The organism is Methyloglobulus sp., from assembly GCF_046714055.1.
Lineage (GTDB): Bacteria > Pseudomonadota > Gammaproteobacteria > Methylococcales > Methylomonadaceae > Methyloglobulus.
The window spans coordinates 1-7,972 of record NZ_JBKKBJ010000044.1; the positions used below are offsets into that span (position 1 = coordinate 1).

A 7,972-nucleotide genomic window follows, 5' to 3' on the forward strand; every position below is an offset into this window, starting at 1 on the left:
GGCAGCTCTTACCAGGCTCCTTACGCCCAGACATCTGTATTCTCAACCAAATTTGTGGTTTTGGTGCCCCCGCAGGTCCATCTCTTATCACTGCGTGAAGAATTCCTGGATTTTTGCGATCACTTGAATATTGACGCCATTCTTGAACCCATAAAAAGATAGGTGTAACCATGGCCCAAATCAACGTTGGCAACAGTGTACCGGATTTTGAAGCGAATGCGACAGGCAACAAAACAATTAAACTAAGCGATTATCGCGGCAGCTTTGTAATCCTGTATTTTTACCCGAAAGACAGTACGCCCGGTTGTACGCAAGAAGGCCAGGATTTTCGGGATAACATCGAAAAACTTAGGGTCATGGACGCTGTTGTGTTCGGTGTATCCAGGGACACTCTCAAATCCCATGAAAATTTCAAATGCAAACAAGAATTCCCTTTTGACTTGCTTTCCGATGTGGATGAAACACTCTGCCAGTTATTTGATGTCATCAAAATGAAAAACATGTATGGCAAACAGGTTCGGGGCATCGAACGCAGCACCTTTTTAATTGATCCCCAAGGCACGTTGGTGCGCGAGTGGCGCAAGATAAGCGTCAAGGGACATTGCGAACAGGTATTGCTGGCGCTAAAGGAAACGTAGGGGCAACCCTTGTGGTTGCCCTAACCAACTTGTGGTTGCCCTAACTTGGTAGGGTGCTATAAAGGGCAGGCACAAGGTCAGCCCCTACAGATTAATTTTCCGTCTCAGACAGGATCATATCGTCATTATCAAACCCACCTGCCTGGGCAGCACCTAGCTTGATCATCAGGCGGACTTCGTTCCTGGAGTCTGCTGAATTCAGGGCATCTTCATAACTAATCTTATCGGCCAAATACAAGTCATAAAGTGCCTGATCGAAGGTTTGCATGCCCAGTTCGCGGGAGGTTTTCATCAGCTCCTTGAGCTTGGTAATTTCTCCCTTGCGGATATAATCCTTGGCTAACGGGGTATTCAGCAATATTTCGACAGCGGGATAACGGCCTTTGCCATCGGCCCGTTTAATCAATTGCTGGGCGACAATGCCGCGTAAATTCAGTGACAAGTCCATACACAATTGGTCATGCATCTCATCCGGAAAGAAATGCAGAATCCTATCCAGCGCCTGATTGGCATTGTTTGCATGTAATGTGGACAAACACAAGTGGCCTGTTTCGGCAAAAGTGATCGCATTCTGCATGGTTTCCCGAGTCCTGATCTCACCAATCAAAATAACATCAGGCGCTTGCCGCAGGGTGTTTTTTAAGGCGACTTCGTAGGATTCTGTATCAAGCCCCACCTCGCGTTGGGTAATGATACAGTTCAGATGAGGATGTTGAAATTCTATCGGGTCTTCTATCGTAATAATATGGCCGCTACTGTTTTGGTTCCGATGCTTTATTAGGGCGGCCAAAGAGGTCGATTTGCCGGTGCCTGTTGCCCCAACAAAAATAACCAGCCCCCGTTTTTCCATAATCAAATCTTTAAGGATAGGCGGCAAATGCAGGGATTCTGCGTCAGGAATTTGATTTTCAATCCGCCGTAACACCATGCCGGCCGTATCGCGCTGGGTAAAAGCGCTGACCCTGAACCGGCCTAAATTGGGATAACCGATGGCAAATTGACATTCCTTAGTATTTTCAAATTCGCTTTTTTGCCGTTGGTTCATGATGCCCGTCACAACCATCAGGGCTTGCTCGGCGGTCAGCGCGGTTTTGGAAACCTCAACCAGCGTTCCATCGACTTTGATGGTGGGTGGTCTGCCCGCAGTGATGAACAGATCGGATGCCCTCCGTTCCACCGTCAATTCTAATAAGGCTTTAAAATCCATGATCTTTCCTAAGCTTAACGGAACATATCTTTGTTGACGGCTTTGCTCATCGCCATCTTGGAATGAATCAAACCCTGATCGACCAGTTCTTTCAGGTTTTGGTCCAGTGTTTGCATACCATCCTTACGTCCGGTTTGTATGGCTGAGTACATCTGTGCCACCTTGGCTTCACGGATCAAGTTTCTGATAGCCGATGTACCTACCATGATTTCGTGGGCGGCCACACGGCCACCACCTGTTTTCTTAAGTAGCGTTTGTGAGATAACCGCTTGTAACGATTCAGAAAGCATCGACCGTATCATGTCCTTTTCTGCAGCAGGAAATACGTCGATGATACGGTCGATCGTTTTGGCTGCTGAGGTGGTATGCAACGTACCGAACACTAAATGTCCGGTTTCTGCCGCCGTTAATGCCAAGCGAATGGTTTCCAAGTCACGCATTTCTCCAACCAGAATAATATCGGGGTCTTCCCGTAAAGCTGAACGTAAAGCCTCATTAAAACCGTGGGTGTCACGATGCACTTCGCGCTGGTTGATCAGGCACTTTTGGCTTTCGTGTACAAACTCGATAGGGTCTTCAACCGTCAGGATGTGGGCATAATCGTTGGTGTTGATGTGATTGACCATCGCAGCCAAAGTGGTCGATTTTCCTGAACCCGTAGGCCCGGTCACTAATATAAGCCCTCGTGATTTAGTTGTCAGCTCGGCAAAAAACTTGGGGGCTTTTAGTTCCTCCAGTGATAAAATCTTTGATGGAATCGTCCTGAATACCCCTGCCGCTCCACGCTCCTGATTGAAGGCGTTCACCCGAAACCGGGCAACCCCAGGCAGCTCAAAGGAAAAATCGGTTTCCAGAAATTCCTCATAATCACGACGCTGCTTGTCGTTCATGATGTCATAAATCAGCGCATGGACGTCCTTATGCTCTAGCGTCGGGATGTTGATTCGCCTAATATCGCCATCAACCCGGATCATGGGCGGCAAACCAGCGGACAAATGTAAATCCGAGGCGTTGTTTTTGACTGAAAAAGCTAACAATTCGGCAATATCCAAAGTTTACTCCTGGAACATAAAAGAAAGATAACAAATCACCCACTAACAATAGTTCAACTCTTCGCTTTTTTAAAGCGATATTGCTTAATAATCGGCCATGACAATCGCCCAAAGAATAGAAAATATCCACCGCCAGATAGAAAAGTATTGCCGCGCCTGCAACCGCAACCCAGAAGCTGTTTTGTTGTTGGCTGCGAGCAAAAACAAACCCACAACAGATATTGCCACAGCTTATCAGGCTGGACTTCGCCATTTTGGGGAGAATTATTGCCAGGAAGCCTTGTTAAAACAGCAAGCACTGGGCGCTTATGACATAACTTGGCATTTCATAGGCCCGATCCAATCCAACAAAACCAAACTGATCGCCCGGCATTTTAGTTGGGTCCACAGCGTTGATAGCTTAAGACTTGCCGCACGATTAAGTGAACAGCGACCGGTCAACCTACCGCCTTTAAATATTTGTCTGCAAGTTAATGTCAGCGGCGAACAGAGTAAATCGGGTATTACCTTGGACGGATTACCGGAATTATGCTCGACAGTATCCACATTACCCGGAATAAAGCTGCGGGGAGTCATGGCTATTCCTGCCCCACAAGACGATTACGAACAACAGCGCCTACCTTATAGGGCGCTTGTTCAGGCCGTTGCCGAGCTAAAACGACCGGAATTAGACGCTCTCTCATTTGGAATGACAGGCGATCTAAAAGCCGCAATAAGCGAAGGTTCCACGATAGTCAGGATTGGAACAGCACTATTCGGTAGTCGAAATTAAATTTAATACGCTTTATGCTCTTGGTTTTTTATTGCCCTGAGAACATTCTCGAATTATCTTGCGCTATTAAATTCAGGGTGCCTCTGATTTTATGAAAATTTCAAGCCGCCAAACGGGATTCAAGCAGGGAAATAATTTCTTCGCAGTGAATGATGTCTCTAGGCTCATCCAGGATAAATTCCGCCAAGGCGGAGATAGCGTACCAGTTTGACGGGTTGTTGACGAAGCTGAACGCCGCCAAAAAGAGTTCGGCCAGCTTTTGGTTGCGTTCTGCCTTATGGAGCATGAAGCATTCCATGTACTCAGTGATGACTTCCAAGTCTGAGCTGCCGCCATAGAAGTGCAGCGCACCCAAATTAACTAAATGTGGATTGAAATCCTCGCCATCGCAGCGTGCCAGATATTTTGCCTCGGCGAGTGATCCTGCCAGCATATTGATAACGTCCGCTTCGAAAGCGCATAGGCATTCTTCTTGTTGCGGCCAGGAAAAGTATTGAGTAGCTTCGGCAAACGACAAAGGCAAACTTTGAATTAAACGGCCACCTTCAATTTTTGCGCTGTATTTGCCATGCGTACGAGCGAATCGGTCTGATTGTTGTCCATTGCCTTCCTGGAGCCTGATAATGATCTGAAAATGCACGGCGGGTAGTTGCTTTTGTTTGTTACCAAGATAAATGGCTGCGACATGTCCTGCCAGATGATAAGCAATTCTCTTGTCAATTCTGATACCAGTGTCTTGTTGTGCATTAATGGAGGTGTCGCTGTGTATCATAATGACCTCGCTAACAAAGAATGTGGGCTAAACTGCAATCCGCATTGGGACGGATGGATGCTAATTCATGTGATATGAACGCCTACAAAAGTCAAGTATAGTCTAACATCTTTTCTTAGTCTTGTCGATGGCAAATTGGCATGCCCCCAAAAGCGTAGCTATCCGTCGTAAATCAATATCCTGGCTGAATGTCTTAATGCCAAAAATATGTAAATTTTTTCAAAAAATTTACATACCCATGAAATTGCCTTTTCATAACCCGACTATATACTATCTGAATTTTGCTAAGGCATAGTCCTTATATAGATATAATTATATTATTATTCAATTAGTTATAAATTATTAATTGAGCAAAGCCATTTTTCTTGACACAAAAGACAACCGGTCGTATTATGAGACATGATAATCCCCAAAAAGCAACTTAATAAAGAAAATCTGCTGTCCCACGGTGTCCAGCTATTGATGCAACAGGGCTATCATGGCACGGGGCTTAAGGAAATTTTGGATGCAGTGCAAATCCCTAAAGGTTCCTTTTACAATTATTTTTCCAGCAAGGAAAGTTTTGCCGCCGAGGTTATCCAACATTACATCGCTCCCTTCATAGGGCAACTGGATAACCACCTTCAAAAACCCGATATTGATGCGCTGACCGCGTTAAAAAACTATTTCAATGAATTGATCGTTGAGCTGGAAAAAGCCCAATTCAAGGGCGGTTGTTTGCTCGGCAACTTGATGGGTGAAATCGGCGATACCAGCGCCTTGTGTCAAAAATCGTTGCAGTTAGCCGTTGGCCGATACCGCGATTTACTGGCAACTGGATTGAAAAAGGCGCAGATGGAAGGCTCTGTCCGCGTTGATAAATCGGCTGATGATATGGCCGACTTGCTAGTCAATACTTGGCAAGGCGCTTTGCTGCGTATGAAAATAGAGCAATCTGCCGAGCCGCTAAAACAATGCTGTCACGATTTACTGGATGATTATTTCAAGGATTGATACCACCCTAACAAAGACGACTAGTCGTTTTTTAAATTTATTCGGAGGACGTTATGCCCAAATATGTTATCGAACGTGAAATCCCTGGCGCTGGCTCTTTAACACCTGAGCAACTGCAAGGCATTTCACAAAAATCCTGTGGTGTCCTGAGCGGGATGGGACCCAAAATCCAATGGCTGGAAAGCTATGTGACCGATGATAAGGTCTATTGCGTTTACATTGCCCCGGATGAAGCCAGCGTAAAGTCTCATGCCGAACAGGGCGGTTTTCCAGCCAATAAGATTTCCCGGATTAAAACCATTATCGACCCCACCACTGCCGAAAATTAATCACATATAAGTGCCCTATCCCACTGGGAGAGGGCTAGGGTGGGGGAAATTATAACCCTCATCCCGACCTTCTCCCAGAGGGAGACGGCACGGATTCCCTATCCTTTGCCGTACTTCCTCCATTTTTGGAGGTCGAAGGAGATTTTTGAATTATAGATGTCCCACTCATTCACCCCTAGGAGGTGCGCCATGCAAGTTAACTGGAACCCGAACACTTGTTGCCATTCTGGAGTTTGCGTTAAATCGCTGCCGGATGTTTTTAAGGTTGAGGACGGCCAATTTGTCATTGACCCATCCAAAGCCAGCGATGAAGCCGTTGAAAACGTTGTCAACCAATGCCCTTCGGGTGCGCTGAATATCGTGGATTGATCCTAACAATACAGCCACAACCAAAATAATTATAAACACGAGAGGAAGATATGAATACCACAACAAAAAACCTGCCCAACAGGCTAAAGACCATAATCGTCGTTACCTTATCAACCATCGCCTTAGCCGGAATAAGCGCAAGCCCGATTCTTGCTGATGAAACCTGCCTATCGCCTTATGTCACCAAAATCACCGGCCACGAAGATTTTGTCTATATCTGGACGTTGGGCGTAGAAGGCCTGGGCGATGAGCAGGACAAACTGGTGACGGTGGATGTCAGGCCAACATCAAAAACCTATGGCAAGGCCATCAATGCCCTTTCCGTCGGTGGCCGCAATGAAGCCCATCACTCCGGCTTTACCGACGACCGCCAGTATTTATGGGCGGGTGGCCTGGATACGAATAAAATCTTTGTTTTCGATATCCATACCGATCCGGCAAAACCGGCATTAACCAGCACCATTACCGGTCTTGTCGCAAAAAGCGGCGGCGTGGTCGGCCCGCACACCACTTACGCCTTACCTGGGCGCATGATAATTACCGGGCTGTCCAACAATAAAGATCACGGTGGCCGCACGGGGCTGGTCGAATACACCAATGATGGCAACTATATCGACACCCACTGGATGCCCACCGATAGCGACCTGCAAGGTGCGGTTAAAACCGGAAAATACGCCGATGGCTATGGCTATGACCTGCGCGTGATGCCACGCAACAACCTGATGTTGACTTCCTCATTCACTGGCTGGTCGAATTACATGATGGATTTTGGCAAGATGCTTGCCGATCCCGAGGCCATGAAACGCTTCGGCAATACCGTCGTGCAATGGGATTTGCACACCAAACAGCCCAAAAAAGTGTTCGATGTGCCGGGAGCGCCTTTGGAAATACGCTGCGCGTGGGGTGAAAAACACGATTATTGCTTCACCAGCACAGCCTTAACCTCAAAAATATGGCTGATTCACAAGGATAAAGCGGGCGAATGGCAAGCCAAAGAGGTAGCCAATATTAGTGATCCCGCTAAAATTCCGCTGCCAGTAGACATCTCCATCGCCAGCGACGACAAACTGTTGTGGGTCAATACCTTTATGGACGGCATGACCCGCGCATTTGATATAAGCGATCCATTCAAACCCAAACAAGTGTACGAACATAAAATCGGCGCTCAAGTGAATATGGTGTCCTCAAGCTGGGACGGCAAACGCATCTACTTTACCTCCTCACTCCTAGCCAACTGGGACAAGAAAGGCAAAGATAATGAACAGTTCTTTAAAGCCTACGACTGGAACGGCAAAAAGTTAATAGAGAAAATTGCCATCGACTTCACCAAAGAAAAACTAGGCCGTCCGCATCAAATGGTTTTTGGGGCGTATAGTCTTTATGGTGGAGATAAGGCAGCTAAGAAGGATAAGAAATAATATCTCTTATGGGAAAAAGTAACACAAATAACATCGTCGTTCCGGCAGGGATTGCCGGAATCCAGCAGCCAAGGATGGCAAATTAAGAGCACATCCCTTTAAAGGAATCTCTGAACAAGTCCTCCCGGAATGTTAAAATTCAAGCCACCAACCGCACCGAGGGATAAGCCATGAAACAGCAAAGCCTAGCGCCGTTAACCTACGAAGGCATGAAAAAGCGCACCAAACGGGAGAAATTCCTGAATGAGATGGACAAAGTTGTGCCGTGGGAGCGGTGGCTGCAGCTGGTCCGGCCGCATTACCCAAAAGTGGGCAAAGGCCGCCAACCTTTGCCGCTGACAATGATGCTGCGGGTTTATTGCCTACAACAATGGTATGGCTTGTCCGATCCTGGCGTGGAGGAATCGTTGTACGACATCGAA

At 46.8% G+C, this 7,972-nt stretch carries 10 protein-coding genes and 1 pseudogene; 8 read left to right on the plus strand and 3 right to left on the minus strand.

Annotated elements, in window-relative coordinates; translation table 11 throughout:
• Both ACLQ6D_RS02630 and ACLQ6D_RS02635 read left to right on the plus strand, forming a co-directional pair.
• A pseudogene (locus tag ACLQ6D_RS02630) lies at nt 1-162 on the plus strand (transcriptional regulator); the annotation flags it as partial.
• Nucleotides 163-170: 8 nt separating this feature from the next.
• The gene (locus ACLQ6D_RS02635; protein WP_411725708.1) at nt 171-638 is read left to right on the plus strand and encodes a peroxiredoxin; all 468 of its coding nucleotides are present in this window, start codon (nt 171-173) and stop codon (nt 636-638) included.
• A 91-nt stretch (nt 639-729) separates the two neighbouring features.
• On the opposite strand, the gene ACLQ6D_RS02640 is transcribed toward ACLQ6D_RS02635, so the two are convergent.
• Together ACLQ6D_RS02640 and ACLQ6D_RS02645 are read right to left on the minus strand one after the other, a co-directional pair.
• A complete protein-coding gene (locus tag ACLQ6D_RS02640; protein ID WP_411725709.1) occupies nt 730-1,845 on the minus strand; it encodes a PilT/PilU family type 4a pilus ATPase in 1,116 nt (371 codons plus the stop codon).
• 14 nt (nt 1,846-1,859) lie between these two features.
• A complete protein-coding gene (locus tag ACLQ6D_RS02645) occupies nt 1,860-2,897 on the minus strand; it encodes a type IV pilus twitching motility protein PilT (protein WP_411725710.1) in 1,038 nt (345 codons plus the stop codon).
• Nucleotides 2,898-2,994: 97 nt separating this feature from the next.
• Here ACLQ6D_RS02645 and ACLQ6D_RS02650 point away from each other — a divergent pair, with 97 nt between their 5' ends.
• A complete protein-coding gene (locus tag ACLQ6D_RS02650; RefSeq protein ID WP_411725711.1) occupies nt 2,995-3,669 on the plus strand; it encodes a YggS family pyridoxal phosphate-dependent enzyme in 675 nt (224 codons plus the stop codon).
• 100 nt (nt 3,670-3,769) lie between these two features.
• Here the strand turns inward: ACLQ6D_RS02650 and ACLQ6D_RS02655 are convergent, their stop codons facing one another.
• Entirely contained in the window at nt 3,770-4,441 is a 672-nt protein-coding gene (locus ACLQ6D_RS02655; RefSeq protein WP_411725712.1) for a hypothetical protein, read from the minus strand.
• A 399-nt stretch (nt 4,442-4,840) separates the two neighbouring features.
• On the opposite strand from ACLQ6D_RS02655, the gene ACLQ6D_RS02660 reads away from it, so the two are divergent.
• The 5 genes from ACLQ6D_RS02660 to ACLQ6D_RS02680 form a co-directional block, all read left to right on the plus strand.
• Nucleotides 4,841-5,434 (plus strand): TetR family transcriptional regulator C-terminal domain-containing protein, encoded by a 594-nt coding sequence (locus ACLQ6D_RS02660; protein WP_411725714.1) that lies wholly within the window; start codon nt 4,841-4,843, stop codon nt 5,432-5,434.
• A gap of 53 nt (nt 5,435-5,487) precedes the next feature.
• The gene (locus tag ACLQ6D_RS02665) at nt 5,488-5,763 is read left to right on the plus strand and encodes a DUF4242 domain-containing protein (RefSeq protein WP_411725715.1); all 276 of its coding nucleotides are present in this window, start codon (nt 5,488-5,490) and stop codon (nt 5,761-5,763) included.
• A 189-nt stretch (nt 5,764-5,952) separates the two neighbouring features.
• Entirely contained in the window at nt 5,953-6,132 is a 180-nt protein-coding gene (locus ACLQ6D_RS02670; protein ID WP_411725716.1) for a (4Fe-4S)-binding protein, read from the plus strand.
• Nucleotides 6,133-6,182: 50 nt separating this feature from the next.
• A complete protein-coding gene (locus tag ACLQ6D_RS02675; protein ID WP_411725717.1) occupies nt 6,183-7,550 on the plus strand; it encodes a selenium-binding protein SBP56-related protein in 1,368 nt (455 codons plus the stop codon).
• 170 nt (nt 7,551-7,720) lie between these two features.
• The coding region (locus tag ACLQ6D_RS02680) for a transposase (RefSeq protein WP_411725718.1) at nt 7,721-7,972 on the plus strand (252 nt) is incomplete at its 3' end.

Excerpts from the sequence above, each read along its gene's own strand:
- ACLQ6D_RS02635 (WP_411725708.1), top strand. The coding sequence starts at position 171 with ATGGCCCAAATCAACGTTGGCAACAGTGTACCGGATTTTGAAGCGAAT.
- ACLQ6D_RS02640 (WP_411725709.1), bottom strand. The coding sequence starts at position 1,845 with ATGGATTTTAAAGCCTTATTAGAATTGACGGTGGAACGGAGGGCATCC.
- ACLQ6D_RS02650 (WP_411725711.1), top strand. The coding sequence starts at position 2,995 with ATGACAATCGCCCAAAGAATAGAAAATATCCACCGCCAGATAGAAAAG.
- ACLQ6D_RS02655 (WP_411725712.1), bottom strand. The coding sequence starts at position 4,441 with ATGATACACAGCGACACCTCCATTAATGCACAACAAGACACTGGTATC.
- ACLQ6D_RS02660 (WP_411725714.1), top strand. The coding sequence starts at position 4,841 with ATGATAATCCCCAAAAAGCAACTTAATAAAGAAAATCTGCTGTCCCAC.
- ACLQ6D_RS02665 (WP_411725715.1), top strand. The coding sequence starts at position 5,488 with ATGCCCAAATATGTTATCGAACGTGAAATCCCTGGCGCTGGCTCTTTA.
- ACLQ6D_RS02670 (WP_411725716.1), top strand. The coding sequence starts at position 5,953 with ATGCAAGTTAACTGGAACCCGAACACTTGTTGCCATTCTGGAGTTTGC.
- ACLQ6D_RS02675 (WP_411725717.1), top strand. The coding sequence starts at position 6,183 with ATGAATACCACAACAAAAAACCTGCCCAACAGGCTAAAGACCATAATC.